General features: G+C 64.0%; 29 protein-coding genes and 1 tRNA gene. 10 read left to right on the forward strand and 20 right to left on the reverse strand.

Features of this window, described 5'->3' with window-relative positions:
* Positions 1-69 precede the first annotated feature (69 nt).
* Both QVE23_RS02290 and QVE23_RS02295 read right to left on the reverse strand, forming a co-directional pair.
* Positions 70-156: transfer RNA gene (locus QVE23_RS02290), tRNA-Leu, on the reverse strand.
* 55 nt (positions 157-211) lie between these two features.
* Positions 212-1,171: an HpcH/HpaI aldolase/citrate lyase family protein gene (locus tag QVE23_RS02295; RefSeq protein ID WP_025543563.1), complete on the reverse strand. Its 960-nt coding sequence runs from the start codon at positions 1,169-1,171 to the stop codon at positions 212-214.
* 294 nt (positions 1,172-1,465) lie between these two features.
* On the opposite strand from QVE23_RS02295, the gene QVE23_RS02300 reads away from it, so the two are divergent.
* From QVE23_RS02300 to QVE23_RS02325, 6 genes are all read left to right on the forward strand, one after another.
* Complete coding sequence (locus QVE23_RS02300; protein WP_502919058.1) at positions 1,466-3,664, forward strand: YceG family protein; 2,199 nt, start codon at positions 1,466-1,468, stop codon at positions 3,662-3,664.
* Positions 3,665-3,667: 3 nt separating this feature from the next.
* Entirely contained in the window at positions 3,668-4,834 is a 1,167-nt protein-coding gene (locus QVE23_RS02305; protein WP_021748542.1) for a toxic anion resistance protein, read from the forward strand.
* Between the two features lie 24 nt (positions 4,835-4,858).
* Positions 4,859-5,440, forward strand: a complete 582-nt coding sequence (locus tag QVE23_RS02310; RefSeq protein WP_287967511.1) for a TerD family protein — start codon at positions 4,859-4,861, stop codon at positions 5,438-5,440.
* A 17-nt stretch (positions 5,441-5,457) separates the two neighbouring features.
* Positions 5,458-6,039, forward strand: coding sequence for a TerD family protein (locus tag QVE23_RS02315; RefSeq protein WP_021748540.1), 582 nt, complete (start codon positions 5,458-5,460; stop codon positions 6,037-6,039).
* Between the two features lie 77 nt (positions 6,040-6,116).
* Positions 6,117-6,719: a TerD family protein gene (locus tag QVE23_RS02320; protein ID WP_025545042.1), complete on the forward strand. Its 603-nt coding sequence runs from the start codon at positions 6,117-6,119 to the stop codon at positions 6,717-6,719.
* Between the two features lie 94 nt (positions 6,720-6,813).
* Positions 6,814-9,471 (forward strand): calcium-translocating P-type ATPase, PMCA-type, encoded by a 2,658-nt coding sequence (locus tag QVE23_RS02325; RefSeq protein ID WP_025545043.1) that lies wholly within the window; start codon positions 6,814-6,816, stop codon positions 9,469-9,471.
* Between the two features lie 45 nt (positions 9,472-9,516).
* Here the strand turns inward: QVE23_RS02325 and QVE23_RS02330 are convergent, their stop codons facing one another.
* On the reverse strand, positions 9,517-10,077 hold the full coding sequence (locus QVE23_RS02330) for a rhomboid family intramembrane serine protease (protein ID WP_287967512.1): 561 nt from the start codon (positions 10,075-10,077) through the stop codon (positions 9,517-9,519).
* 177 nt (positions 10,078-10,254) lie between these two features.
* Between QVE23_RS02330 and QVE23_RS02335 the strand changes: the two genes are divergently transcribed.
* The 4 genes from QVE23_RS02335 to QVE23_RS02350 are packed head-to-tail and all read left to right on the forward strand — an operon-like array spanning position 10,255 to position 13,645.
* Positions 10,255-11,379 (forward strand): phosphoribosyltransferase domain-containing protein, encoded by a 1,125-nt coding sequence (locus QVE23_RS02335; RefSeq protein WP_287967513.1) that lies wholly within the window; start codon positions 10,255-10,257, stop codon positions 11,377-11,379.
* A gap of 9 nt (positions 11,380-11,388) precedes the next feature.
* Positions 11,389-12,441 carry a cysteine protease StiP family protein gene (locus QVE23_RS02340; RefSeq protein WP_287967514.1) on the forward strand — a complete coding sequence of 351 codons (1,053 nt, stop codon included), beginning with the start codon at positions 11,389-11,391 and terminating at the stop codon, positions 12,439-12,441.
* Between the two features lie 2 nt (positions 12,442-12,443).
* Positions 12,444-13,217, forward strand: a complete 774-nt coding sequence (locus tag QVE23_RS02345) for an HAD family hydrolase (RefSeq protein WP_287967515.1) — start codon at positions 12,444-12,446, stop codon at positions 13,215-13,217.
* Positions 13,218-13,273: 56 nt separating this feature from the next.
* Positions 13,274-13,645: a cupin domain-containing protein gene (locus QVE23_RS02350; RefSeq protein WP_021748532.1), complete on the forward strand. Its 372-nt coding sequence runs from the start codon at positions 13,274-13,276 to the stop codon at positions 13,643-13,645.
* Between the two features lie 184 nt (positions 13,646-13,829).
* On the opposite strand, the gene QVE23_RS02355 is transcribed toward QVE23_RS02350, so the two are convergent.
* The 17 genes from QVE23_RS02355 to QVE23_RS02435 all read right to left on the reverse strand — a co-directional run bounded on the left by QVE23_RS02355 (position 13,830) and on the right by QVE23_RS02435 (position 26,006).
* Positions 13,830-15,779, reverse strand: a complete 1,950-nt coding sequence (locus QVE23_RS02355) for an oxidoreductase (protein WP_287967516.1) — start codon at positions 15,777-15,779, stop codon at positions 13,830-13,832.
* Positions 15,780-15,782: 3 nt separating this feature from the next.
* The gene (locus QVE23_RS02360) at positions 15,783-16,394 is read right to left on the reverse strand and encodes a peroxidase-related enzyme (RefSeq protein ID WP_021748530.1); all 612 of its coding nucleotides are present in this window, start codon (positions 16,392-16,394) and stop codon (positions 15,783-15,785) included.
* A 112-nt stretch (positions 16,395-16,506) separates the two neighbouring features.
* Positions 16,507-17,277 carry a cyclase family protein gene (locus QVE23_RS02365; protein ID WP_036637186.1) on the reverse strand — a complete coding sequence of 257 codons (771 nt, stop codon included), beginning with the start codon at positions 17,275-17,277 and terminating at the stop codon, positions 16,507-16,509.
* A 247-nt stretch (positions 17,278-17,524) separates the two neighbouring features.
* Positions 17,525-18,097, reverse strand: a complete 573-nt coding sequence (locus QVE23_RS02370) for a hypothetical protein (protein WP_119310633.1) — start codon at positions 18,095-18,097, stop codon at positions 17,525-17,527.
* Positions 18,090-19,160, reverse strand: coding sequence for a baseplate J/gp47 family protein (locus QVE23_RS02375; RefSeq protein ID WP_025545240.1), 1,071 nt, complete (start codon positions 19,158-19,160; stop codon positions 18,090-18,092). The genes QVE23_RS02370 and QVE23_RS02375 overlap by 8 nt, the downstream gene beginning before the upstream one ends.
* A gap of 13 nt (positions 19,161-19,173) precedes the next feature.
* The gene (locus QVE23_RS02380) at positions 19,174-19,524 is read right to left on the reverse strand and encodes a hypothetical protein (RefSeq protein ID WP_036628517.1); all 351 of its coding nucleotides are present in this window, start codon (positions 19,522-19,524) and stop codon (positions 19,174-19,176) included.
* A 12-nt stretch (positions 19,525-19,536) separates the two neighbouring features.
* Positions 19,537-19,929 (reverse strand): hypothetical protein, encoded by a 393-nt coding sequence (locus tag QVE23_RS02385; RefSeq protein ID WP_021752177.1) that lies wholly within the window; start codon positions 19,927-19,929, stop codon positions 19,537-19,539.
* Position 19,930: 1 nt separating this feature from the next.
* On the reverse strand, positions 19,931-20,881 hold the full coding sequence (locus QVE23_RS02390; RefSeq protein WP_287967517.1) for a hypothetical protein: 951 nt from the start codon (positions 20,879-20,881) through the stop codon (positions 19,931-19,933).
* Positions 20,878-21,456 carry a SafA/ExsA family spore coat assembly protein gene (gene safA, locus QVE23_RS02395; RefSeq protein WP_309452386.1) on the reverse strand — a complete coding sequence of 193 codons (579 nt, stop codon included), beginning with the start codon at positions 21,454-21,456 and terminating at the stop codon, positions 20,878-20,880. Before safA ends, QVE23_RS02390 begins: the two co-directional genes overlap by 4 nt.
* A 12-nt stretch (positions 21,457-21,468) precedes the next feature.
* Positions 21,469-22,020 (reverse strand): hypothetical protein, encoded by a 552-nt coding sequence (locus tag QVE23_RS02400; protein WP_287967518.1) that lies wholly within the window; start codon positions 22,018-22,020, stop codon positions 21,469-21,471.
* A 1-nt stretch (position 22,021) separates the two neighbouring features.
* A complete protein-coding gene (locus QVE23_RS02405) occupies positions 22,022-22,333 on the reverse strand; it encodes a hypothetical protein (protein WP_287967519.1) in 312 nt (103 codons plus the stop codon).
* Positions 22,330-22,719: a hypothetical protein gene (locus QVE23_RS02410; RefSeq protein ID WP_276896087.1), complete on the reverse strand. Its 390-nt coding sequence runs from the start codon at positions 22,717-22,719 to the stop codon at positions 22,330-22,332. The genes QVE23_RS02405 and QVE23_RS02410 overlap by 4 nt, the downstream gene beginning before the upstream one ends.
* Positions 22,720-22,731: 12 nt before the next feature.
* Positions 22,732-23,799 (reverse strand): phage tail sheath C-terminal domain-containing protein, encoded by a 1,068-nt coding sequence (locus QVE23_RS02415; protein WP_119310628.1) that lies wholly within the window; start codon positions 23,797-23,799, stop codon positions 22,732-22,734.
* On the reverse strand, positions 23,796-24,290 hold the full coding sequence (locus QVE23_RS02420) for a hypothetical protein (RefSeq protein ID WP_287967520.1): 495 nt from the start codon (positions 24,288-24,290) through the stop codon (positions 23,796-23,798). The genes QVE23_RS02415 and QVE23_RS02420 overlap by 4 nt, the downstream gene beginning before the upstream one ends.
* The gene (locus QVE23_RS02425) at positions 24,278-24,607 is read right to left on the reverse strand and encodes a hypothetical protein (RefSeq protein WP_287967522.1); all 330 of its coding nucleotides are present in this window, start codon (positions 24,605-24,607) and stop codon (positions 24,278-24,280) included. The genes QVE23_RS02420 and QVE23_RS02425 overlap by 13 nt, the downstream gene beginning before the upstream one ends.
* Positions 24,604-24,978, reverse strand: coding sequence for a hypothetical protein (locus QVE23_RS02430; protein ID WP_158629794.1), 375 nt, complete (start codon positions 24,976-24,978; stop codon positions 24,604-24,606). Before QVE23_RS02430 ends, QVE23_RS02425 begins: the two co-directional genes overlap by 4 nt.
* Positions 24,975-26,006: a phage major capsid protein gene (locus tag QVE23_RS02435; RefSeq protein WP_287554905.1), complete on the reverse strand. Its 1,032-nt coding sequence runs from the start codon at positions 26,004-26,006 to the stop codon at positions 24,975-24,977. Before QVE23_RS02435 ends, QVE23_RS02430 begins: the two co-directional genes overlap by 4 nt.
* Between the last annotated feature and the right edge of the window lie 6 nt (positions 26,007-26,012).

The raw sequence follows: 26,012 nt of genomic DNA on the forward strand, positions 1-26,012 counted from the left end.
AGTATAAAACAGCCCCACCAAATTCGCAAGTCTCATCGACTTGTTCGAATTGGGTAGGGTCATTCATTTTGGTGCCGGTGGTGGGACTCGAACCCACACGGTGTCGCCACCAACGGATTTTGAGTCCGTCACGTCTACCAATTCCATCACACTGGCCGGTGGATACTGGTTTATTATACAGGAGGTCGGAGCGAAATTCAAGTCCTTTTTCTCACGCCCTGACGCCGTACCGCTCCGCACGCAGGACGATCCGCCGGGCCCAGCGGCTATGGGTGTTGTACTCGTTCATCCGGCCGCCGTCCTCACTGGCAGAGACCAGACTGCCGCTGCCGGTATCCCAGTTCAGGATAGCCCGGGCGTCCGCGTAATCCTGCTGGGAGACGCGGAGCATTTCGTTCACCACGGGGATCTGATTGGGATGGATGACGGTCTTGCCGGTGAAGCCATTCAGCAGATCCAGCTCCATCTCCCGGCGCAGCCCCTCTTCCCATCCCTCGCCGGAGTAATACTCCCATACCGGGCCGGACACCACGTATTGAGTGCCGAAAGCCGCCACGATGTCGATGAGGATATCCGCCACCGGGCGCAGGTCGTAGATGGTCCGATTTGCCGGACGGCGCAGGCCGAAGGCGTGGGAGAGGTCGTTCCCCCCCACCCGGATGTTTAAAATGGAGCCAGACACGGTGTCCAGCTGGGCCCGCACCTCCGTCAGAGCCTCCCGGCGAGTCTGCGGGGGAATCATGGCCGCAGACTCAAACACCGGCATATAGAAGTACTCCTCCGTCCGGCCGATGGAGCGGATGGCTGCAAGATAGGCCCCGCAGTTCTCCAGGAAAAACTTGGGCAGGATGAATCCGCGGAGAATGGAGGAAAACGGGGCGTACTCCTCCGCCAGCCGCAGCAGCTGCTCCGGTGACCGGACCCGGACAAAAATGGGCGGCAGAAAAAAGGAGCCGCCCTCCGCAGCGGACGCGATCCGGGACAGCGTCCCCCGCAGCATCCGCTCCGCGTCCGCCACGGCGTCCTCCCGCACCGTGTCCTCCAGGCAGAACGCCAGAGAATACGGCGTTGGAAACCGCTGCTCCACAATCGCGCCCACAATCGACCCGTGGGCGTTGGCAGGGCAGTAGAGCAGTGCTCCCACGTCATATCCAGTCAACTTGCTTCTCATGCTCATCCTCTTTTACCTTCAGATCAGCGGCCGGCTTCGGCCGGGCACTTATGGGCGCTATTATAGCACTTCCCGCCGGAGAAGAAAATACCCGCGCCATGCTGACGAATGTAAAATTTTTGTGGATTCTCAAGCTATGCTCCATGCATCTGTTGAAAATCCTCTCCAAAGCCGCTATAATGAGAAACACAAATCTTGTGATGAGAAAGAGACTGGGCTACGATGTTTCAACAGGCGGGAACGGCACAACTGAATGATTATTTCCGCCCGCTCTCGGAACGGGGCGGGTCCCGCGTGTTTTTCTGCCGGATCGCCGGGTACGGGGAGACGGTGGCCGCTTTTCTGCGCCGCTACTATGAGGCGGCCCGCCGGTCCGGCGTCATCATCGACGGGCGCATCCCCAACCCCACGCCCGACAACCTGTCCTATTTCAATGAGATGATGGGGTCCGGTTTCCAGATGGACCGGGATTTTCTCTCCCAGCGGCTGAAAAAATGGCTGCCCCGGATGACGGACGGGCAGCGGGACGCTGTGGTGACGGCCATGTATGCCACCCTGGACGATATGCGCCGGGCGGGCAAAAACGACAATATGCTCCGCAATGCCTACATGAAATACATGTGCTGGCTCTACTACAAGTTCGAGCGGATCGTCAACGTGCTGGGCGGCGAGACGCTGCCCAAGATCCTCTATGCCGGGGACGTGAGCCATTATGAGCTGCAGCTGCTGACGGTCCTCTCCCGGGCGGGGGCGGATATCGTCCTGCTGGAGTGCGGCGGCGACCAGGCATATCTCACCGTGGACCCCCAGTCGGCCCTGTCGCACCTGTATCAGGCCCCTGGCCTGGGGTCCTTCCCGGCGGGCTTCGGTGTCAAGCAGCTTCAGGCGGAGCTGGAGCGGGAGGTGCGCCGCCAGCGGCTCTACGGCACGCCGCCCTCCCTCTCTCCCTGCACCAACGCCTGGGTGCAGAAGGCAGAGCTGAACGCGGCGCTGACGGCTGTGCAGGCCCGCGGAAACGATCCCCGCTTTTTCTGCAACCTCTTCCTCTGCCAGTACGGCGTGGAGGACAATCTCACCTATACCAACGACCTCTTCGCGTTTTATCAGTCCCTCCAGGGCGGCGGCCGCCGGATCTGCGTGGTCAACGGAGACCCCGCGCCCCCCGGGCCGGAGGAGATCGCCGCGGTCAAGCGGGGCAACTACGCCTCCGCAGAGCAGCTGGCGGCGGGTCTCGCCGCCAACATCCGGTATCCGGCCAATGTGGAGCTCCAGCGCCTGATGACCCGAGCTTTCATCGATCTGGTGCTGGAGGAGGGGGAGCGGTGCGGCGGCAGCGTCTCCAAGCTCACCAGCCGGGCGGTGTACCTCCTGTGCTGGCTGAACCGGTATCAGAAGGACCTCTTTCCGGACTGGAAGGCGCCGGAGGTGGCGGTCTTTCTCCAGTTTGGCAGATGCGCGTCGGACACCGGAGCCCTGTTCCTGCGGCTGCTGGCCCGCCTGCCGGTGGATGTCCTGTTGCTGCTCCCCAATCTGAATGAGGGCAGCGCCCTCCACACCCCGGATCTGCTGGAGGTCCACTGTCCCCAATCCGTCTCTCTGGACCGCTTCCCGGTGGACCAGAACCAGGCCCGGGTCACCACCGCCGCCTATCAGGCGGAGCGGGATCTGGACCGGCTGATGTACCAGGATACGGGACTGTATCGGAACCAGCAGTACGCCAAGGCCTCCACGGTCCTGCTGCAGACCATGTACGAGGAAATCCCGATTCTGTGGGACCAGGAGATGAAATACCGTCCCAGCTTTTCCGCCGCGGGGGACACCGTCACCCTGCCGGTGATCTGCCAGAAGATCTGCGGCGTGAAGGACGGCAACGCCTCCCAGTACTGGCTGGACATCAAGAAGCTCATCACGCCGGACACGGAGGTGGTCCGGTCTGTCCCCTGGGTCCAGGGCACGGATCCCAACCCCGTGAAGCCGTACGCCACGCAGTTTTTGAAGAACGGCAAGCTGCTGCGCGGCAAGATCAAGTCCCACAGCGCCTATCTCTACGGCATCCTGCGGGCGGAGATGCAGGAGCACCTGTTGGACAAATTGCAGCTGCTGCTGGACCAGAAGCTGATCCGCGGCACCTTTGAGAACGGCACGGAGTACACGGTGATCGCCACCGCCCTGAATCTCCCCAAGGACCTGCTGCGGAAGATCCAGAAGTTCGACTTCACCAAGAAGAACCCCAAGCTCATCTACATCAACCCCACAGAGGAGAGGATCTCTCTGGAGGACAGCATCCTCACCGCGTTTCTAAGCCTGGTTGGCTTCGACGTGCTATTCTTCGTCCCCACCGGCTACCAGTGCATCGAGCAGCACTTCACGCGCCCCTTTGCCAGCGAGACGCAGATCGGGGACTATCTTTACGACCTGCGGATTCCTGATTTCAACACCGTGCAGGAAAGCGGACTGCACTCCATCAGAAAACTATTTGGAAGGAGTATATGACTTATGGGCCTGAATCTCAGCAGACCGACCCCATCCCAGCCTCAGCCCTCTCAGGGACAGGCACCTGCCGCCCCCCAGGAAGAAGAGAGCTATCAGCAGTACGACATCTCCGCCGACCGGCAGATGATGACCCAGACGCTGGTCAACTCGCCGGAGGTGGATGCCCTGGCCAGCCAGATCGAGGTATACAACCTGGAGTCCATTGTCTCCTTCGGCGCCGGAGCAGCAGACGAGATCTCCAAGTGCTCCGACGTGGTACTCAACAGCATGAACCTGTCCCAGCTGGATGACTCCAGCGCGATGCTGAACACGCTGGCCAAGATCATGGACAAGTTCGACATCGAAGAGATCAAGGAGAACCCCGGCCTCTTCGGCAAGCTGTTCGGAAACCTCCGCAAGCAGCTGGACAAAATCCTCGCCAAGTACCACACCATGGGCGATGAAGTGGACAAGATCTATGTCCAGCTGAAGCAGTACGAGGCAGACATCAAGCAGTCCAACCGGAAGCTGGAGGAGATGTTCCAGGCCAATGTGAACTACTACCACGAGCTGGTGCGTTACATCTTGGCCGGTGAGCAGGGGTGCCGGGAGCTGGAGGCATACATCGCCCAGCGCCAGGCGGATATGGAGGCCACAGGGGACAACTCCATCCAGTTCGAGCTGACCACCCTGAATCAGGCCCTGATGATGCTGGAGCAGCGGACTCAGGACCTGCGGACGGCGGAGAACGTGGCCATGCAGTCCATCCCCATGATCAAGACCATGCAGTTCAGCAATATGAATCTGGTGCGGAAGATCAACTCCGCCTTCATCATCACCCTGCCGGTGTTCAAGCAGGCGCTGACCCAGGCCATCATGCTCAAGCGCCAGCGGCTGCAGGCGGAGGCCATGAGCGCCCTGGACGCCAAGACCAATGAAATGCTGATCCGCAACGCCCAGAACACGGCGGAGCAGGCCAAGATGACCGCCCGTCTGGCCTCCGGCAGCTCCATTAAAATCGAGACGCTGGAGCAGACCTGGCGCACCATCGTCAGCGGCATCGACGAGACGAAGCAGATCCAGGAGAACGCCCGCAAGCAGCGGGTGGAGGACCAAAAGCGACTGGAGGCCATCAAGGCCCAGTTCGACCAGATGTATCACATGCCGGACAAGGGGTCCGTGAATCATTAAATATTGGGAACGGAGGAAATCACTATGCCGATCAATCTTTCCAAGGGACAAAAAGTCGACCTGACCAAGGGCAACCCCGGCCTCACCAAGATCATGGTGGGCCTGGGCTGGGACGTGAACGCCTTTGACAGCGGCAGCGCCTTTGACCTGGACGCGGCTGCCTTCCTGCTGGGCGCCGGCGGAAAGTGCCCCACGGAGCGGGACTTCATCTTCTATGGCAACCTCAAGCACAACACCGGCGCGGTGGAGCACATGGGCGACAACCTGACCGGCGAAGGCGACGGCGATGACGAGCAGATCATGGTGGATCTGGCCAAGGTGCCCGCCAGCATCGAGCGGATCGCCTTCACCTGCACCATCTATGACGCGGAGAACCGCCGCCAGAACTTCGGCCAGGTGTCCAATGCCTTCATCCGCATCGTGGACCAGTCCACCGGCACGGAACTGATCCGCTACGACCTGGCGGAGGACTTCTCCATCGAGACGGCCATCGTGGTGGGTGAGCTGTACCGCCACAACGGCGAGTGGAAATTCAATGCCATCGGCAGCGGCTTCCAGGGCGGTCTGGCAGCCCTGTGCGGCCACTACGGCATTGACGCTGAGTGATTACAAGGAGGAATATCATGCCTATCAGTTTACAAAAAGGACAGAAAGTCAGCCTGACCAAGGGGAATCCCGGCCTGACCAAGGTGGTCGTGGGCCTGGGCTGGGACGTGAACAGCTTTGACACCGGCGGGGATTTTGATTTGGACGCGGCGGCCTTCCTGCTGGGAGAGAGCGGCAAAGTGACCTCCTCCGGGGACTTCGTGTTCTACGGCAATCTCAAGCACAGTTCCGGCGCGGTGGAGCATCTGGGCGATAACCTGACCGGGGAGGGTGCCGGGGACGATGAACAGATCCGCATCGACCTGACGAAGGTGCCCGACAACATCCAGCGCATTGCCTTCACCGTAACCATCTACGAGGCGGAGAGCCGCCGGCAGAACTTCGGTATGGTGAACAACGCCTTCATCCGCATCTTCGATGAGACCAACGGCCAGGAGATGCTCCGCTATGACCTGGGCGAGGACTTCTCCATCGAGACGGCGGCGGTGTTCGGCGAGGTCTATAAGAACAACGGCGAGTGGAAGTTCAACGCCATCGGCAGCGGCTATCAGGGCGGTCTGGCGGCCCTGTGCGCCAACTACGGCGTGGACGTGGAATAAGCATCCCGACAGGGAGCATCAGATCTCTCCGGCCGCGCCCGGGGGCGCGGCCGGACATTTTGAAGGAGGAAATATATATGTCTGTGAGTCTGCAAAAGGGCCAGAAGATCAGCCTGACCAAGGGCAACGAGGGTCTTTCCAAAGTCATCATCGGTCTGGGCTGGGATGAGGCCGCCAAGTCCAAGGGCGGTTTGTTCGGCAGCCTGTTCGGGTCCTCTGGCCCCGCCATCGATTGCGATGCCTCTGCCTTTGTGCTGCAGAACGGCAAGCTGACGGACAAGAAGGACATCGTCTACTTCGGCAATCTGAAGCACTACACCGGCACTGTCCAGCACATGGGCGATAACCTGACCGGCGCCGGCGAAGGCGACGATGAGCAGATCGTGGTGGATCTGGCCCGCGTTCCCGCGGAGTATGACCGCATTGTCCTGGTGGTGAACATCTATCAGGCAGTGCAGCGCCGCCAGCACTTCGGCATGATCCAGAACGCGTTCATCCGCATCGTGGACGCCCGGAACAACCAGGAGATGTGCCGCTACAACCTCTCCGAGAACTACGACAACATGACCGCCATGATCTTCGGCGAGGTCTATCGCAACAACGGCGAGTGGAAGTTCAACGCCATCGGCCAGGCCACCACGGATCCCGGCCTGGTGGAGCTGGCCCGGCGCTATATGTGAGCGGCGGCCCCAAAAAAAGATATTGAAAATTTGAACCGCGGGAGGGGTCTGCTGTGCGCAGGCCCCCTTCCCGCAGCGAATGGGTGTAACAATCATGCATTTTAATGGACTGACTGACAAACAAGTTGAGGAATCCCGAAAAAAATACGGGTCCAATGTGATCCCCGACTCCGAACCCACCACCTTCTGGGCGGAGTTCAAGGAGACGTTCAAGGACCCCATGATCCGGATCCTGCTGGCTATTGCGGCCCTGATGATCGTCATGTGTGTGCTGGGCTATGCGGAGATCTATGAGCCCATCGGCACTGTCGTGGCCGTGCTGATCGTGGCATTCGTCTCCGCCAAGACCGGCGTGGCCAGCGACACGAAGTACCGCCAGCTGAAGGACAGCACCAAAAAAGATCAGTGCAAGGTCTACCGCAACGGTCTGGTCACCGTCATCGACGTGGATGACGTGGTGGTGGGGGACAAGGTCCTGCTCCAGTCCGGCGACAAGGTGCCGGCGGACGGCGTGCTGATCCACGGAACTTTAAGGGTGGACAACTCCGCCCTCAACGGCGAGGCGGAGGAATGCCCCAAGACCGCGGCGGACGAGTCCTTCCCCCTGCCGGAGGACATCACCGGCGACACCTTCGTGGACGCCCACTCCCTGTTCCGGGGCGCCGTGCTGTTTGACGGCGAGGGCGTGCTGGATGTGCGCAAGGTGGGCCTTGCCACCATGATGGGCAAGATGGCCGAGGAGATGCAGGACGACGAGCCGGACTCTCCCCTGAAGGTGAAGCTCGGGAAGCTGGCGGACATGATCTCCCGCTTCGGCTACATCGGCGCCGTGGTTATCGCCATCATGTACTTTGGCTACTTTATCCTCTCCGCCGGCGGGTTTGCGGCGTACTTCTCCTCCGGAGCCCCAGTCATCATCCAGGACATCGTGGAGGCTGTGTCCCTGGCGGTGGTCATCATCGTGTGCGCCGTGCCGGAGGGGCTGCCCCTGATGATCTCTCTGGTGCTGATGCAGAACACCAGCAAGATGCTGGACCACAACGTGCTGGTCCGCAAGGCGGAGGGCATCGAGACCGCCGGCTCCCTGAACATCCTGTTCAGTGACAAGACGGGCACCATTACCAAGGGCCACCTGGAGGTGGTGGAGTTCTTCACCGCAGACGGCGTGGCTATCCCTCTGGATCAACTGGCCCAGCAAACCAAGCTCAAGGGCCTGATCGATCTGGCCATCGGCAAGAACAGCCAGTCCATGTATGACGGCAGCGGCCGCGTGGTGGGCGGCAACGCCACGGACCAGGCGCTGATGCGCTTTCTGGGGCAGGAGACCTTCCACAAGCTGGATGAGGTCTCCTCCTATGCCGTCACCAAATCCCAAAGCTTCAACTCCGCCAATAAGTTCAGCCAGGCCTACATCGCCGGGGCGGGCCGCACCTTCTACAAGGGCGCGCCGGAGAAGTTCCTGGCCGTGGCCCAGAAGTACCTCAGCCTGGACGGGGACGAGCATCCCCTGGACCTGGAGTCCCTGAACGCCAAGATCGACGAGCTGGCAGGCAAGTCCATGCGGGTGCTGGCCTTCGGCTACTCCCCCAGCGAGATGACGGAGAACGCCATCAACGCCGACACGGTGCTGATCGGCCTGGTGGGCATCCGGGACGACGTGCGTCCCGAGGCCCGGGAGGCCATCGCCGAGGTGCAGAAGGCCGGCATCCAGGTGGTCATGATTACCGGCGACCGGCTGGAGACCGCCGTGGCCATCGCCCGGGAGGCCGGGCTGCTGCGGACCCGGGACGATGTGGCGCTGACCTCCACCCAGCTCAACGAGCTGTCCGACGACGAGGTGAAGAAGATCATCCCCCGCATCCGGGTCATCGCCCGCGCCCTGCCCACGGACAAGTCCCGGATGGTGCGCCTGTGCCAGGAGCTGAACCTGGTGGTGGGCATGACCGGCGACGGCGTCAACGACTCCCCGGCCCTGAAGCGGGCGGACGTGGGCTTCGCCATGGGCAGCGGCACCGAGGCCGCCAAGGAGGCCGGCAAGATCGTCATCCTGGACGACAACTTCAAGTCCATCAAGGACGCCATCTGGTACGGCCGGACCATTTACCACAATATCCTGAAATTCTGCAGGTTCCAGCTGGTCATCAATGTGGCCGCCGTGGTGGTCAGCGCTATCGCTCCCTTCTTCGGCGTGGAGGAGCCCCTGAAAGTCACCCACCTGCTGTTCGTGAACCTGGTGATGGACGGCTTGGGCGCCATCATGCTGGGCAATGAGCCCGCCCAGGAGCGGTATATGTCCGAGCCGCCCCGCCGCCGGGATGAGAGCATTGTCAGCAAGTCCATGATGGCCCAGATCGTCACCATGGGCCTGTGGCTGACGGCGTTGAGCTTTGTCTTCCTGAAAGTGCCTTTCTTTGACAGCTTCTTTGCCAGCACGGAGCAGAAGCTCTCCGCCTATTTCGTGCTGTTCATCTGGAGTGCCCTGTTCAACGCCTTCAACGTGCGCAGCGACAGCTTTGACATCTTTAAGGATCTGAAGCTGAACCCCGGTTTCATGCGGGTGTTCGTTATCATCGTCCTGGTGCAGGCGTTCATCGTCAACGCTGCCCTGATCCCCGTGCCGGTATTCGGCTGGATCAGCAATATGTTCAGCTGTGTGCCCTTCCCGCCCGCCGGGTGGGCTGCCGCCATTCTGCTGGCGTTCACCATGATCCCCGTGGACATCCTCCGCAAGGTGATCGTGGGACGGAAGTAAACCGAAAAAAGAGGCAGGCATCCAAAATGCCCGCCTCTTTTTTCTTCACCGCCTTTTTGCCAGCACCACGCCGAATACCGTGCCGGTGACGCCGCCCACCAGATGCATGAAGTTGGCCACGTTGTCCCGCAGGGCCACCATGGCGTACACCTCCTGCCCCAGATACAGGACCGCCGCCAGAATCAGGGTCAGGGGGATGCGGCCGTCCTTCATGCCCGCCAGAGACGCCAGCATAATCAGCATGAACACAATGCCGCTGGCCCCCAGCAGGGCGGAGCCGGGGAAAAACACGCATTGCAGGATGCCGGAGACCCCCGCCGTCAGCAGGATGCCTGCCAGCAGGGTGCGGCTGCCGTACTTCTCCTCCAGCGGCGGGCCGATCACCAAAAGCAGCAGCATATTGCCCAGGAAGTGGTCGAAGTCCGCATGGCCCAGCACATGACCGAACAGCCGCACATAGAACAGCGGATCTGCCAGGGAGGAGCGGTAGACACAGAAGGCGTGCATGGTCGTCCATCCTCCGGTGATCCAGTCCAGCAGCAGGACACCCAGGGACAGCAGGAAAAAGGTCAGGATCACCGGAGAATTGTATTGCAGCTTTTTCATGGTGCGCTCCTCCCCGCCGGCCGCGGCGGCGTTGTTTTTTTCCATCTTACCACAGATTCTTCGGCGGCGCAATTTGAAATGGCCGAGGCGCGGGAAAGAGGTTTCTTTGGGGTGGAAGCTGTGCTATAATCAAAGTCTCACCACGATTTCATGACACGACGAAGGGAGGGTGCCGCAATGCACCCATATACGGCCGCAGACACGCTGCGGATCGCCAAGCGATACAACAACCCCAAGCGGAGCTACCTGCTGGTCAATCCCCTGCAGGCCAAGCACATCCCTGTGAGCCCCGCGGCGGCTCTGGAGATGATGGGTGCCCTGGGGGACCAGGTGGCCGCCAAGTACCCGGAGGCCCGGCTGGTCATCGGCTTTGCCGAGACGGCCACCGCCATCGGCGCCGCCGTGGCAGCCCGGCTGGGGCCGGACTGCCTCTATGTCCACACCACCCGGGAGGCGTTGGACGGAGATTGGATCCTCTTTCGGGAGGAGCACAGCCACGCAGCGGAGCACCGGCTCTGTGCCGACCATCTGGCGGACTGGATCGACCGCAGCCCCGCCATCGTATTCGTGGATGACGAGTTCTCCACCGGGCGGACCCTCATCAACATGGTCCAGCAGCTGCGGGAGCGGTATCCCCGGCTGGGCGAGCGGCGGCTGGCAGCGGCGTCCATCCTCAGCCGGGTCTCTCCGGAGAACCAGGCCAGGCTGGCAGAGGCCGGCATTGCCTGTGAGTGCCTGGTGCGGCTGGAACATCAAGACTATGAGCGGATGGTGACCGGGATCCCTGTAAAGGAGGCGGCTCCCCCTGCCCAGGGCCCCCTGCCGGACCTGCGGACGCTGTACACGGCGGAGCCTCTGCCGGACCCACGCCGTGGTGTGGCCGTCGGCTGCTATACGGACTGCTGCCGCGCCGCCGCGGAAGAGCTGCTGTCCCGCCTCCGGGAGGAGCTGCCGGACCAGGGCGCCCTGCTGGTGCTGGGGACCGAAGAGTGCATGTATCCTGCCCTGACGGTAGGGTCGCTGGCGGAGCAGACGGGTCTCTGTGCCACAGTGCGCTGCCATGCCACTACCCGCAGTCCCATCGGCATCTGCCCTGACTCTGCCTACCCCATCCGAAACGGGGTGCTGCTGCCCAGCTTCTACGGTGGGGACCGGAAGACATATCTCTATGACCTGGCCGCCTATGACGCCGCCCTGGTGGTGACGGATGCGCCCGCGGCGGTGGACGGGACCGCCTGCACCCGGCTGGCGGCGGCCCTGGGGCAGCTGGGCTGTCCCCGACTCTATCTCTGCAGAATTTGAGAGGATCTTATGTTCAGCACATATCAAAGTCAGGATGTGACCATCCTGCTGAAAGACATCACCGGCCTGGTGACGCCCCTGGGCACCCGGGAGCGGGAGGCCAGGATCCAGAGCGGTGTCCACTACTCGGAGATGCTGCCCCTGGAGTATGAGCCCTCCCCGGCCTATCTGGCCGCCTATCACGACGCCCTGGAGCGGTACGCCGGCATCACAGCGGAGGCTGTGGCCCGGGCGGCGGAGCAGATCTGGGAGAGCAGGGGAAGGCAGTGCGCCCTGGTCTCCCTGGCCCGGGCAGGGACGCCCATCGGCATTCTGATCCGCCGCTATCTCCAAGGCCGGTACGGTGCCGACCTCCCCCATTACACCATCTCCATCATTCGGGGCCGGGGCATCGACCGCAATGCCATGGCCTATCTCCTGAACCGCCACGCCCCTGGAGATATCCAGTTCGTGGACGGCTGGACCGGCAAGGGCGCCATCCAGCGGCAGCTGGACGCAGCCATGACGGACTACCCCGGCGTCTCGCCGGGGCTGACAGTTTTGTCGGACCCGGCCAATGTGGCCGCCATCTGCGGCACCCATGACGATTTCCTCATCGCCAGCTCCTGCCTGAACTCCACCGTGTCCGGCCTGTTGAGCCGGACGTTCCTCCGCGGCGACATCATCGGCCCCGGGGACTTTCACGGCGCTGCCTTCTACCGGGAGCTGAAGGACCAGGACCTGACGTACCAGTTCATCGACACCATCCAGGCCCATTTCCCCGCCTGTGCCGACGCCGTTCCCCCGCCCCGGCGCAGCGGCCGGACCGGACTGGAGGAGGTGCACCGGATCGGGGCGGACTTCGGCATCCGGGACATCAATCTCATCAAGCCCAGCATCGGGGAGGCCACCCGTGTCCTGCTGCGGCGGGTGCCCTGGAAGGTGCTGGTCCACAGCCTCCGGGACGAAGCCCATCTGGGGCACATCTACCAACTGGCCAGGGAGAAGGGCGTGGAGCTGGTGGAGTATCCCCTGGAGAACTACCGGGCCTGCGGCCTGATCCGGGACCTGGCGGACACATAGCCATGGGAACGATTCTGTTTGCCAGCGACCTGGACAACACGCTCCTCTTCTCCCACCGGCACCGGCAGCCCGAGGACCGGTGTGTGGAGCGTCTGAACGGGGCCGAGCAGGGCTTCTTCACCCGGGAGACGCCAGACCTGCTGCCCCAGGTCGTCCAGCGGGTCCATCTGCTGCCCATCACCACCCGGTCCATCGAGCAGTACCAGCGCATCCAGTGGCCGGACGGCACGGCGCCCAGGATTGCCCTGACCGCCAACGGCGCCGTCCTGCTGCGGGACGGTCAGGTGGACCGGGCGTGGTACGCCGCGTCCCAGGCGCTGGTCCGGGACCACCGGGAGGCGCTGGCCGCGGTCCTGGATCATCTGACCCGGCAGGGCGGGGCCACCTCCGTGCGGTGCGTGGAGGGTGTGTACGTCTACGCCGCTTATCCGGACATCCCGGCGGCGGAACGCGTGGCCCGGGATTGGTGCGGCGGCTCCGCCCTCCAGGCGGTGGTCTCCGGCCGGAAGGTCTATTTCTTTCCACCGGGGATCGACAAGGGGACCGCTCTCCGCCGGGCGGTGGAGCGGTTCGGCCCGGAGCGGGTGATCGCCGCCGGGGACAGCGTCATCGACGTGCCCATGCTCCGTCAGGCGGACCTGGCCCTGATCCCGGACGCGGAGCTGCTGCCCCGGCTGCCCCGGGAGCGCACGCGGGTGTGCGGCAGGGACTGCCGCTTTCCCGACTTTGTACTGAAGAACGTGCTCCATTATGCCGCCTCTCTGGAGAACACTTGATTTTTCCACCCAAAGATTCTATACTGAGGTTATCAAAATAAGGGGAGGATCTGTCTATGAGCGAGTATTCCGGCAACATCCGGGATCTGCCGGTGGTGACCGGCGGACACTTCATTGAAAATTCCACCAAGAAGATCGTCTTCGGGCCTGACGGCCGGTTCTGGAACGACTATGTGATGCGCCTCTTCACTCTGGAGCCGGAGGCCGAGAGCAGTGTCCACTCCCACCCCTGGCCACACTGGTTCCTCTGCATCCAGGGGGAGGGCTATTTCCTCATCGACAAGGAACGGGTGCCCCTGGAATTCGGCACCTGGGTCCATGTGCCCGGCGGCGTGCGCCACAACTTCGGCAATACCGGCAAGGGGCAGCTGATGGCCCTGTGCATCGTGCCGCCGGAGGGGGATGTGAATCCCCTGAACGGGTGCTGAACCGTTTGCCTGACCCTGCCAAAAAGAGACCGGACAGAAATCTGTCCGGTCTCTTTTACCGTGTGCGATTAGAAATAATGCCCAAAAGCTTCATGTACAGCGGCATTTGCCGGTATTCCCGGTGCGCCGGATCATGCGGGAATCGCTGTGCCCGTTCCGGCCCCTTTCCGGGGAGCCTGCCAAATCACTCTGCCTCGAAGCCCCATGCCTTTTCAAAGCCATCCCGGGTAGCACCGGCAATGCGGCCCGGCATCTCGGCGCTGCCCACCAGAATGGCGTTCAGTCCGGCGGCCCGGTAAGACGCCTCCATGGCCTCCTGGCTGTGGGTGCCCATGGCCAGCACCACGGTGTCCGCGGCGATGGTCTTGGTCTCACCGGTAGCCATGTCCTCCACGGTCACGCCGGTATCAGTGACGGCAGTGAGCCTGTGGCTGGTGTAGACCTCCGGATCATAGGGCTTGATACGGCTGTAAATGTCGTTGAACACCACGCCGAAAATCCCCTGGCCCACGGTGGGGTTCATCTCCACCATGGCGAGGCTGTGGCCCTGCTCCAGGATCATCTCCGCGCACTCCAGGCCCGTCAGGCCGGTGCCCACCAGCACCACCTTGCCGGTGCAAGGGGCCTTACCCAGGATGACGTCCTCCGCCAGCACGGCCTTGTCGATGCCGGGGATGGACTTCGGCACCACCGGCGGCGCACCGGCAGCCAGAAACACCCCCACGGGGTGCAGGGCCGCCACGGTCTCCGGCGTGGCCTCGGTGTTCAGCTTCACGGTGACGCCCAGCTCCCTGGCCTCCAGCGCCAGCACGTCGGTGACGTCCTGGAGGTTGGCCTTGTGGGGCGGCAGCTTGGCGATGTTCAACGTGCCGCCCAGGGCGGCCTCCTTCTCCAGCAGCGTCACGGCGAAGCCCCGCTTGGCCAGGATGACGGCGCACTCCAAGCCGCCGGGGCCGCCGCCCACGACTACCACGGGGCGGCTGTTGCCGTTCTTCTGGAGGTCCTGCCAGCGGTAGCGGTACTCCCGGCCCAGCCGGGGGTTCAGGGAGCACTCCACCGGCATGGCGTTGCCCAGCAGCCGCTCCCGGCAGTACATGCAGCCGATGCACTTACGGATGCTCTCCGGCTTGCCGGCCCTGGCCTTGTTCATGAACTCCGGGTCCGCGAACTGGCTGCGGCCCAGGGCCACGAAGTCGCTGACGCCCTCCTCCAGCAAAGATTCGGCGAAATCCGGGTCCTTGATGGTGTTGGTGGCGATGACGGGGATGGACAGCGCCTCCTTGAAGGCCTTGGCCACGTGCTTCTTCCAGCCGGGGGTGTAGGAGAAGGGCTCGCAGTTGGCGTTGCCGTTCCAGGAGCTGCCATTGGAAATGTTGATGCAGTCGATGCCCTGGACCTCCAGGTGACGGCCGATCTCCAGGCCGTCCTCCAGCGTGAGGAAGCCGGGCTCGTCGGTCATCTCGTCGCCGCAGATGCGGACCGAGATGGGATACCGCCCCAGCTTGGCTCGGATGCCGGCGATGATCTCGTCGATGAAGCGGCAGCGGTTCTCCAGGGAGCCGCCGTACGCGTCGGTGCGGCGGTTGTAGTACTTGCTGAAGAACTGGGCGATCAGATAGGAGTGGGCGCCGTGGAGCTCCACACCGTCATAGCCCGCCTTCTTGCAGCGGATGGCGGCGGCGATGAACTTCTCCTGCACCCGCTTGATGTCCTCCAGGGTCATCTCCCGGGGCACCTCGCCCCCGGGCGCCATGGGGACACCGCTGGGGCTCAGGTTCTGCCGACCGGTGAAGGCGCTTTTGGAGGTGGCGCCGCCGTGGTGGAGCTGGGCGAAAATCTTGGCGCCGTAGGCGTGGACGGAGCGGGTCAGCTCCTCCGCCTCCTGGACGTTGTAGTCCTGGGCCATCCGCAGGTTGTGCTGGGTGGGGATGGAGTCCACGTCGTCCACTCCGGTGTACTCGTTGATGATGAGGCCGATGCCACCCTTGGCCCGCTCAGTGTAATAGGCGATCAGACGGGGTGTGGCGTTGCCCCGAATGTCCGCCAGGTCTGTGCCCATGGGGGACATGACGGCCCGATTCCGGATGGTGAGGCCGCCGATGCGGCCAGGTTCAAAGAGCTTTTTGTACGCCATGGGTCAGCCCTCGAAATTGCGGTTGTGGCTGAAGTGACCGGGATTGGCCACTGGGGCGATGGTAGAAACCCAGCGGTTGGTGTAGTTGAAGAAGCCGGCCACAAAGGCGGCCTCCAGGATCTCGTGGTCGTTGAAGCCCGCCTTGCGCAGGTTCTCGATCTGGGTCTCGTCGATCTCGTCGGCGTGCTTGGTGACATACCAGGCATACTCGCACAGGGCATACTGCTTCTCCGTCAGCAGATCCTTGGCGGAGCGGAAGTTGTAGCAGAGCTTATCCACCAACATGGGATTCTTGGTATAGCCCCGCAGCGCATCGCCGTGGGTGGTCAGGCAGTAGGAGCAGCAGTTGATGGAGGAGACTACCACGCCGATCATCTCTTTGTCCGCGTTGGTGAGGTAGCAGGTGTCCGGGTTGAACAGGGATCCCTTGAAGTCCAGGAAGCCGATGTACTGGGATGCGTTCAGAGGCAGGACCTTGAACAGGTTGTTGATAAAGCCCCAGTTCTTCTCCATGGTCTCCACGTTCTCGTTAAAGACGGCATATTCCTTGTTGGTCATCTCATTGCGGTTGGGCTTTTCCAGCCGGGAGAGCTGTTCATCAAATTCCAGTGCCATAGTGCGATCCTCCTGTAAAAATAAGCTGGTTTCATGATAGCATAAAAACGTTTGAGTGTAAAGAAGCGCAGGCGCGGCAGAGTGCAGCTCTGCCGCGCCTGTTGGGTCCGGATCAGTCCACCGGGCAGATGGCGAAGCATCTAGTGGGGAATCCGGTGCCGTCCTTCAGCTTGGGAAAGCCGATGACAATCAGGCTGCCCACGGGCGGGACCTGGTCCAGATTCCGCATGACCTCAATCTGGATCCGGTCCACCTGGAGGATGTACTGCTCACCGGGATAGGGATAGGCGCCCTCCTTGGTGGTGACGAAGCCGGGATCGGTGTCCGCCGGCTCGTGGCCGATGGCGCCGATGTTCCGCTCCTCCACCAGCCACTGGATGGCCGCCTTGTCCCAGCCGGGATAATGGGGCACGCCGTTCTCATCGGGATTGTCCAGGTTGGGCTTTTTGTACCAGTCGGACCGGAAGGCCACGAACGCTCCCTCGGGGATCCTGCCGTACTGGGCCTCCCAGGCCTTCAGGTCGTCCACCGTCAGCATGAAGTCGGGGTTGGCGGCGCACTCGGCGGACTTGTCGATGACCACCAGGGGATACATCAGCTCCTGGACGGTGATCGCGCTCATGTCCCGGCCGCTGCCCCAGAAGTGCCGGGGCACGTCGGTGTGGGTGCCGTACTGGCTGGCCACGCTGTACTGGATACAGCGCATAGGGGCCATCATGTCCTCAGGCGTGCCCTCCGCATAGTCGAACAGCAGGTCCGCCTGCAGGGGCTTGAAGCCGAACCAATGGGGCGTCTCAGGACTCAGCTCATGGGTCAGGTCCACCCACTTGTACTTGGGGGACTTCAACTCTTTGATCTGCTCCCACAGTGTCAAATTCGCCATAACGTGTTTCCTCCTTTTCATGTGACGGGGTATGCTTGTCTCCAAACGCGGTATGCGTCTCGATAGATGCAGTATACAGGGAAATCCCAGAATTTGCAATCTGCGAAGTGTAAAAAAATATTGTCCGCACTACAAAACCATTTGTCTTTTTCTGCTTTGATGTGGTTTTCAGACAGCAGCCCGCCCAGTCTCTTCCGGCGCAGAAAAAGGCCGCCGCCCGTAAGGGCAGCGGCCTTTTTTCGTTGCGCTATCGCTCCGGCGGTACCGCCAGCTGGAAACTCTCCCAGGTGTATTCCGCCGCCTCCACCTGACCCCAGGTATACCCGGCGGCCTCGCACTCCGCCCAGGTGAGATAGCGGAAGTAAAACTCCACTTCCAGGTGACAGGGCAGGATGTCCAGAATGATCTTTCGGATCTGGTCGAAGTCCTCCGGCTCTCCGGCCACCTCCGGGAAAATCACCCGCAGCTGTCCCCCGCCCATCTCCAGCGCCCGGGCGCGGATTCCGCAGCCCCGGATCGTCCGGTCGATGGCCGCGGGCGTCAGGCTGTCCCCGTCAATCTGCAGAAGGGCCGCGATGGCGGCCCTCCGGTCCTCTGCCGTGACGGCGGCGGGGCGGCGGGCAAACAGGGCCTCCCGCCGGGCCAGCCCCTCTCCCTCCGCCGTGGCAGTCAGCGCCTCCCGCTCGATCTCCTCCAGCCGGCGGCTGACTGTGTCCAGCCCTGTTCCCAGTGCGCAGACGGCCGCGCCGCTGGCGGAGTGCTCTTCCAAGTCATAGATTCCCAGCGGTGAGAGCAGGCTGCGCAGGTGCGCCTCATACATCGTCGTCCGCCTCCATTTCCGTCACCGTCACCCGGCCCAGCATGGGCAACGTTCCGTCCTCCGCCGCCAGATCGGCGGCAGGGGCCAGCAGGCGGTAGTTCTCCACGCCCTCCACGTGGTACAACAGGTCCCCCAGCTCCGCCAGCAGTACCGGCCCGCCCAACCTGCGGCCGCTGAAAAAGCTCGCCAGAGCCTGCTCTGCGGCGGCCTTCACCGCGGAGAAGTCTGTCCCCTCCCGGACGGCCAGCTCCGCGGACACGTCCATCTCCACCGCCGCCGGAGCCTTGACCTGCACGTCCACGGCGATCTCCCGCCGCTCCTGCAGGTCCGCCTGGACCGCCGCCAGCAGTGTCCCATTCGGCAGTCCGGCCGCCGTGGCGATGTATACATCCACTGTGCCGATCCCCCGGGCCCGGCCCACTGCCCGGGCTGCCGCCACGCCCTCATGGCCCATGGCGGTCTGCTCGTACCAGGCCGCGTTGGCCCCGTTGGGCAGCCGCTGATAGCTCTCCAAAATCCGGCTCCGCAGGCTCGCGTCGTCCTCCTGGTCACTGCCGCCGGTGAAGGGCGCCGGATTGGTGCATCCGGTGATCCCCACCGGGCAGGCGGTGAGGATCACGATGGTCCCCGCGGCGGCATTGCCGCTCCGCCCAGGCTCCAAGGCCTCCGCCGGAGCATCCACGGACAGCTCCCCTGCTGCCAGCACCGCCTCCGCCGTGGTTTGGAACCGGGTCTCTCCCTCCGTCATGCAGACCGTTCCGGCGGCGATGCGCAGAGCCGTAGACGGCGCCCGCTCCACAGAAAAGCGGAGCGTTCCCACCGCCTTCGTGGCCGCCGTCCGGGCGATGCCACGCATCTGGGCGTGGTAGTCCAGATACACGCCCCGGGCCGTCTGGGGAAAGCTCTGGTCCAGCACCCACTCGCTCTGGATGCCCAGGGCCTGCAGCTCCGCTGCCGCAGCGTACAGCCGCACGGCCAGATCGCAGTCTGCCTCTGGTGTGAAGCCCGCCCGCTGGGCGAAGGCCGCCAGCAGCGTCTGGTAGATCTCCTCTGTCGTTTTCAAACAACCGCTCCTCTCACGATACCTCCACGGTGACGGACAGAGCCTCTCCCTGCCAGGTGAGGCCGACCGTCACCTGTGCCCGGCCGCCGCCGGATTCCGTCAAAATCACCTGCTCCACCGTCAGCCCCGGTTCCGCCGCCAGGGCCTCCGCCACATATTGTTCCGCCGCGCTCTGCCGTCTGGCGGCGGGCAGCTGTCCCAGCTGCCACAGCCGGCTCCCCAGCTCCGGCAGGAATGGGAAGGTCCCCCGCCGCGCTGTCAGGCGGAAGAGAACCTGCTCCAACAGGGCCTCCCGGCCCTCGGTCCGCCGCAGGCCACCGGTCCCGTCAGGCACATAATCTCCATTCCGCAGGGAAAGTCCCATCTCCATCCCCCCTCAGCTCTCGCAGGGCGCATAGGGCTCCCCGTTCACCGTCAGGCTGCCCTGGATGCGCACTTTGCCCCGCAGCTCGATCTCGCCGCCGCTGCGCAGGTACACGCTGTTTCCGCCGGGGGTGAAGAGATAGACCTCCCCCGGCCCCATGCCTTCCGGGATCAAAGCCTGCTGCTGTCCTGCCACGCACTGCTCCTCCCCGCCAGGGCCACCTTTGATAACCAGTACCGCAGCGCCGCTCTCCGGCATCCACACATAGCCGCCGGGGCCATACACTGGAAGCGCCCGTACCTCCCCCCGGGTGACCACGCCCACGCTGTCTCCGGCGATGGTGGTCATGCCCAGATCCGCGTCCGCCGTGGGCGCCGGCGCTTTCATCTGTCTCGATAGCCACATCTCATATCCGCTCCCTCAGTATCAATGTGCAGACCTCTCCCGTCTCCGGGGAGGCCGTGTTTTCCGCCTCGGCCACCCGGTACTCGCCGGAGAGGCCCATGGCCTCCAGTTCCAGCCGGACCGTGTCCCCGGGAAACGCCGGGAAACACCCGGCTAGCCCCAGCTCAATGGTCAGTTCCTCCTCCCGGGACCGCCGGATCTGATACTCCCCGGTATACCGCATGGCAGCCCAGGTGCTCTGCCCCGGGGTGTAGACCACCCGGCGGCACTGGCCGCCCCGGTCCAGCATGTCCCGGTTCTGCACGCTGTAGGACACGTTCCGGGTCTTGTCGATGACCAGCACCTCCGTCAGCACACCGTAGTGGTCCTCCCGCAGGGTGCAGGAGAGGATCGGGCTGGTCCCGTCGATGACGATCCGCCGCCCGTCGTCCCGCTCCGGCGCCGCCACCAGCAGCCCGTCCCGCCGGAAGCGGGGCGAAAAGCCCCCATAGGTCCGGCAGAAACCCTCCAACGCCTTCCACTGACTGGTGCCGGCGGCCACGGTGTAAACAGAGTCCGCCGACACCGGCGCGATCTCCGCGCTGGAAATGCCGTAGGGCGCCGCATGGCACCGGACGATCTCCGCCAGCGTGGCTCCCTGGTACGTCACCGGCCGGGACTCATTGTCCAGCAGCCGGGCGGCGTATCCCCGGCCGCAGATGGTCACCGTCAGTCCCGCCGCCGTCAGCTTCACCTCGTACTCGTCCACGACGCCCCGCAGCAGCACCCCGCCGTTCTCGTCCAGCGCCAGGAAACCCGCCGCCAGATGCAGCAGCTCCGCCATGGTCCTGTCGTACACGCAGGTGACCCCATAGCTGTCGCAGGGCACGCCGCCGGTGTAGGTGATATTCCAGCGCAGCAGCACCGGCAGCTCAAAAATCCGGTGGTCGCTGGTGATGATCCGTCCTCTCATGGTATCCTCACCTGATCCCCCGGGTAGATCAAGTTGGGGTTCTTGATCTGGGGATTGGCTGCGATCAGGGCGGTCAGCGCCACGCCGTACCGCCAGGCGATCCCCCACAGGGTTTCTCCTTTCCGCACTGTATGGACGGCACCCCAGCCTCCGGCGGGAATCTCCGGGTCCGTTCCGCCCTCTGGCTCCCCTTCTACGGGCACTTCCACCAGCCCGCCGGAGGCCGTGCTGTCCTCCCAGAAGGAAAAGCGGTAGCGCACATAGTCCGGCAGCGGCTCCTCCATCAGCTCCAGGGTCACGAAATAGGCGCTGACCGTCCGCCAAACCGGGTGCACCAGCAGCCCCGGCCCGGTCTGGTCAAAGACCTCCGCCAGCGTCTGGAACTCCTCGTAGGCCCGCTCCCCTGCAAAGGTACCCTCTCCCCGGAAAATGCGGTATGTCCGCCCCAGATCCTGCAGGTACCAGCCCCCCAGGGGGATCTTGTGGGCTGCTATCTGCCGCCGGTACTCCACTGCATAGATCTCCGGGTTGTGGGGCCAGGTGTAGTCCTTAAAGCGCATGGGTTTCAGCAGCAAATTCTCACCTCCTCAGTCATACAGCGGGAATCCGCCGTCATACCGGCGGGCGTCCCGCTGCACCGTGCGGGACAGCGCCCTGGCGCTCTCCATCATTCCTGCCGCGCCGGAGTCCCGGCGTCCCGGCAGAAGATAGAACGTCTCCTCCGCTTCGCCGCCGGGCGTTGCTGTCCCGCCGCCGTCGGACAGACCGCCATCCTCCGTCATGGGATTCCGCCTCCCGGCAGAATCGGCGGTCTCTCCGGTGCCAGCCGGTCCGAAGGCGGCCGTATACTGCCATTCTGCACGCTTCCGGGCCAGGACCAGCCGCAGCGTCTCCCCCGCCGAAGTGGGGCCGGTCTGCCTGTCGACCCCAGCGCCCGCGAAGCTGTTCCCACGAATCTCCCATCCGCCGGTCCCAGACGCCGTCCCGTCCGTTTCCCATGGGGCAGGCGCTGCCGGAGACGTTCTCTCCGTGGCTGGAGAGGCGGCTGCGGTCTCCGGCTCTTCCGCACTTCCGCCGCCCAGCATCAGCCGCCCCAGGGCGGTCCGCTGCCGCAGCAGCATCTCCCGGATGTATTCCATCTCAGCCCTCCTTCAACGCCTGGAACCGCCCCTGATCAAAGTCCCGGTTCACCGCCGCCGGAGCGGGGGAGGGTTCCTCCCCCGCCAGACGGCGCAGCATCGTTTCCATCTCCCCGGCGGTCAGCCCGACCAGGACCGCCGCGCCGTCGGGGAACACCGGCTTCCCCTGGCGCAGGCAGCTCTCTGCCAGCACCTGGGCGTTGCACAGCAGGGCGCGTTCCAGGGGCTCCTCTGCCAGCTCCCGGGTCCCCCGCCAGATCTCCAGCAGCCGCCAGGCCGTGGGCGGCCGCAGCTCGTCCAGTTCCTCCATCATGCCGTGGTCTCGATCCGCTTGGAGGCCACCACGGTCACCTTCTCTGCCACCATGGCATTCAGCTGGCCCTCTTCCTGGATGGCGCTCCACTGGCAGCCGCTGTAAATGACCTTCCGGTCCGGCTTGCAGATCACCAGGGAGAAATCCCGCAGGTCATAGAAATTGATGCCGTCCGTCACCGCGTCCTCTGTGGCGTACAGCCGTGTCAGCTCCAGGGTGTACTTCCGCTGGCCCTCGATGGTGGCCACCGGCTCGCTCTCGCCGAACGCCTCTACGCTCTGGCTGGATTTGCTGGCCCGGGCGGTGTAGCCCTGCACCACCGCGATCTTTCTCCCATCCAGCTCCAGATAGATGTCCGCGCTGGTGGGAAATCCCGTTGCTTCCATACCGTCTCCTCCTTACACCGTGATGTGGACCGTCAGATAGATCTGATTCAGCCCGTGGGCCACCGCGAAGCTGAACTCCACCAGACACACGGTGGGGTCATCCTCCGAGGCCGTCACCGTCACCTCGCCATAGCTGTCGATGATCTCCTCGGCCACCTTCTTCTCCAGCTCCACAATCACCTGAGAGCGGATGGCGCTGCGGCTTTGGGCCGTGTTTTTGGCCCGGGCGAACTTGCTGCGCAGGGCCTGCCGTACTGCCGGGATCACATCGTCCACGATCAGGATGGTGGTCAGCTCCCGCCAGGTGGTGTCCGCTGCACCGCCGGTTGTGGTCCGGGTGGTGATCCCCCGCACCGGGGATACTGTGCCCGCCGTGCTCTCCAGGGGCGTCACGCCGCCCCGCACCAGCAGGTCGATGTCATTGTCGGTGTATGCGGTGCCCAGGCCCCCCAGCCCCCGGATCTCCGCCCCGTTGAGCGGCACTCCCGGGTCCCGTCCGGAGGCGATGACCCCTGCCAGGGCCGCTGCGGCGAACACGCCGGGCAGCGTCTTTCCGCCGCTGTCCAGGGCATCGGGTCCCACCAGCACCATTCGCTCGCTGTTTAGCGCCGCCGCGTGGGTCACCAGCTCCGCTGCCGACTCACCGTCGCCGCCCACCACGGCGATCCGCTCCATCCGGGCGGCAGAGGCATCCTCCACCGCAGTCCGTAGCGCCTGCTGCACCGTCTCCTCGGCGCTGTCGCACACCAGAATCCGGGCCTCCTCCCCGCCCAGGGCCGCGAAGGCGTCCTGGTAGTCCTTCACCGCGCCGGCCTCCGCCACCCGGACCGCCGCCACAGTGGAGGCACCATTGGCAAACAGCAGCCGCAGGATGGTGCTCATCCCCGGCGTATCCGCTGCGTCCTCGCCGAAGGCCGCCACGCCCGCGGCATAGCCCGTCAGGGTCACCACCTCTCCGGCGGTGCCCTTCACCGCCTTGGCCGCCACGCCGATGACCTTGGCGGCCCGCCCGGCGGATACTACCGTTGACGCGTCATAGCTGGAGTACACCCCCGGCCGCTCATGCATTGTCTCGCTCAAGTGGTCACTGCTCCCTTCAATCGAAAGTCCAAAAATACCGTGTCGCCCTCTTCCGCCCGGGCCAGGAAATACGCCCGGCACCGGAGCCTTCCCCGCCGCAGGAACAGCCCTGTCTCCCGCTCCCAAGTCAGGGCTTCCCAGTTCAGCTCACCGGGGCGGATGCCGGCGGGCAGCCTTTCCAGCAGTACCTCCGCCGCCGTCTCACAGCCCTGTTCACAGTCCGCGGCCCGCTGTCCCCGGATCTCTATGGAGATCACCGCCTCCAGCTGCTTTCCATACAGCTCCCGCGGTGCGCCGGCCCCGGTATCGAAGACCTCGCCCAGATAATTGCAGAATCCCACGGTCCGGCTCTCTGCGGTCTCCACAGCCACCGCTGCCACCGGGCAGCCATACCGCCTGGCCCGCTGGTCCGGATAGGCGTCCAGCGCCGCCATCCCCTCCGCCGCCAGGGCGGAGACCACTGCATCCCGGATCTGACTCAGTTCCCGCATTCCGCCGCCTCCCGCTCCTGTTCCAGCGCCGCCCAGTAGTGGGACAGCGCGTTACCAATGTAGTAGGGCCTGCAGCTGCGCACCCGGAAGCGCGTGGCCTCCCAGGCCAGGGCTTCCCCCTCCTCCAGGGCCGTCTGCCCCAGATACAGCCACAGCCGCCCATCCACCCAGCCGATGGAGGTAACGTCACTTCGGGCCCGTTCATCCCGCTCCGTCATCGGCTGTAAAAACGCCCGCACGGTCCGCTCTCCGTCCGCCGTGTCCACGGTGACATCCTGTCCATATCGCTCCAGGACCTGCCGCACCCAGTCTGTCATCCTCTCACTCCCCGAAAGCAAAAATCGTCCGGCACCGCAAAGGGTGCCATCAGCCGTTCCGCCGTGCGCCGCAGGCTCTCCGCCAAAGCGCAGCTCTCCGCCGCGCCGCGGATCCGCACGGACACGCTGCCCGCTGTGAAGCCGGACACGCCTTCACCGCCCCGCGCCGCCGCCAGGTCCGCGGCGGCGGTGAAGGCCACGGCGCAGGGGAACGCCTTGCCGCAGTCCTCCGCCGTCATTCCCGGCCGCAGCCGCTTCTCCCACTGCTGCTCCGCCGCCTGACAAAGCAGTTCCAGCAGAGCCTCTTCCGCCTCCCCGGCCCCGGAGAGTTCCCGGGCCAGGGTCAGGACCGTCTCCTGTGCCCCGCTCATACCACCAGGACCTTGGATGCCTCCGTGAACAGCTTGGCAAATCCGGAGATGGAGGTGATGGCCGCCCGCTCCAGCTGGCGGTCAATGAGCTTGTCATACTCCACCGTGATCTCGCTGCCGCAGATCTGCTCCAGGGCGTAGTTCCTGTCCAGGCCGATCAGGATCCCCGCCGGCATGGCAGAGGTCCGCAGCAGTTTTGCCCCCAGGGGCGTGGTCAACGTGCCGGTGCCCTGGAAGTTCAGCCCCGTCAGGGGATTCTGGAACTCATCCAGCTTCAGCATGGCCAGCATCACGTCGCTGCCCACCAGCATGGTGTTCATGGTGTAGGGGTCGAACTGGCTCCAGAACTCCAGCAGGGCGTCATAGGTCAGCGTCCCCTTGGTTCCGGTGATAGGCTTCGTGCCGATGGTGTACTGCTGTGCGGCATTCTGATTTCCGTCGCCGCTGCGCAGCACCCCGATGGCGTCCTCCAGATGCATCCGGCCGATGTAGGCGCCGATCTGCCGCAGAGTCACAGAAAACAGGTCCAGCCGCTGGAACCGGATAGCCTCATAGGAGGCTACCAGCATCCGCCCCCGCTTGTGGAGGTGCACCAGGTTCTCCTGGGTGCGGACGGTGGTCTCCGGGATCCGGGCGCCCTCCTCCACCCGGCGGAGCTTTTTGTCCTCCTCGCTGGGTACAGAGACGATGGACCGGTAGTCCATGCCGTCAAATCTGGTCACCGTAGCGGTGATGGCCGGCAGGATGCTCTCTTCCTCCATCCCCTGCCGCACCACTCGGGAGACGAACTCCGGGAACAGCACGGCGGAGTCGGAGGTGTGGAAGAACTTCTCTACCATATCGCTGCCCGCGCCCTTTACATGGATGTCAAAGCGCTTCAGCTGCCGCTGAAAGGCGTCCAGCCCCTCCAGAGGCGTACCCCGGTAGTGTTCGCTGGGGTCCAGCTCCTCCAGGGCCTGGGAAAAGCTTCGGCCGCTGCGGCCGTACATTCCCTTTTCCAGCTTGATGTTCTCAAAATGATATGCCATCGTCTC

Source organism: Oscillibacter sp. KLE 1728, from assembly GCF_934833455.1.
GTDB lineage: Bacteria > Bacillota > Clostridia > Oscillospirales > Oscillospiraceae > Oscillibacter > Oscillibacter welbionis.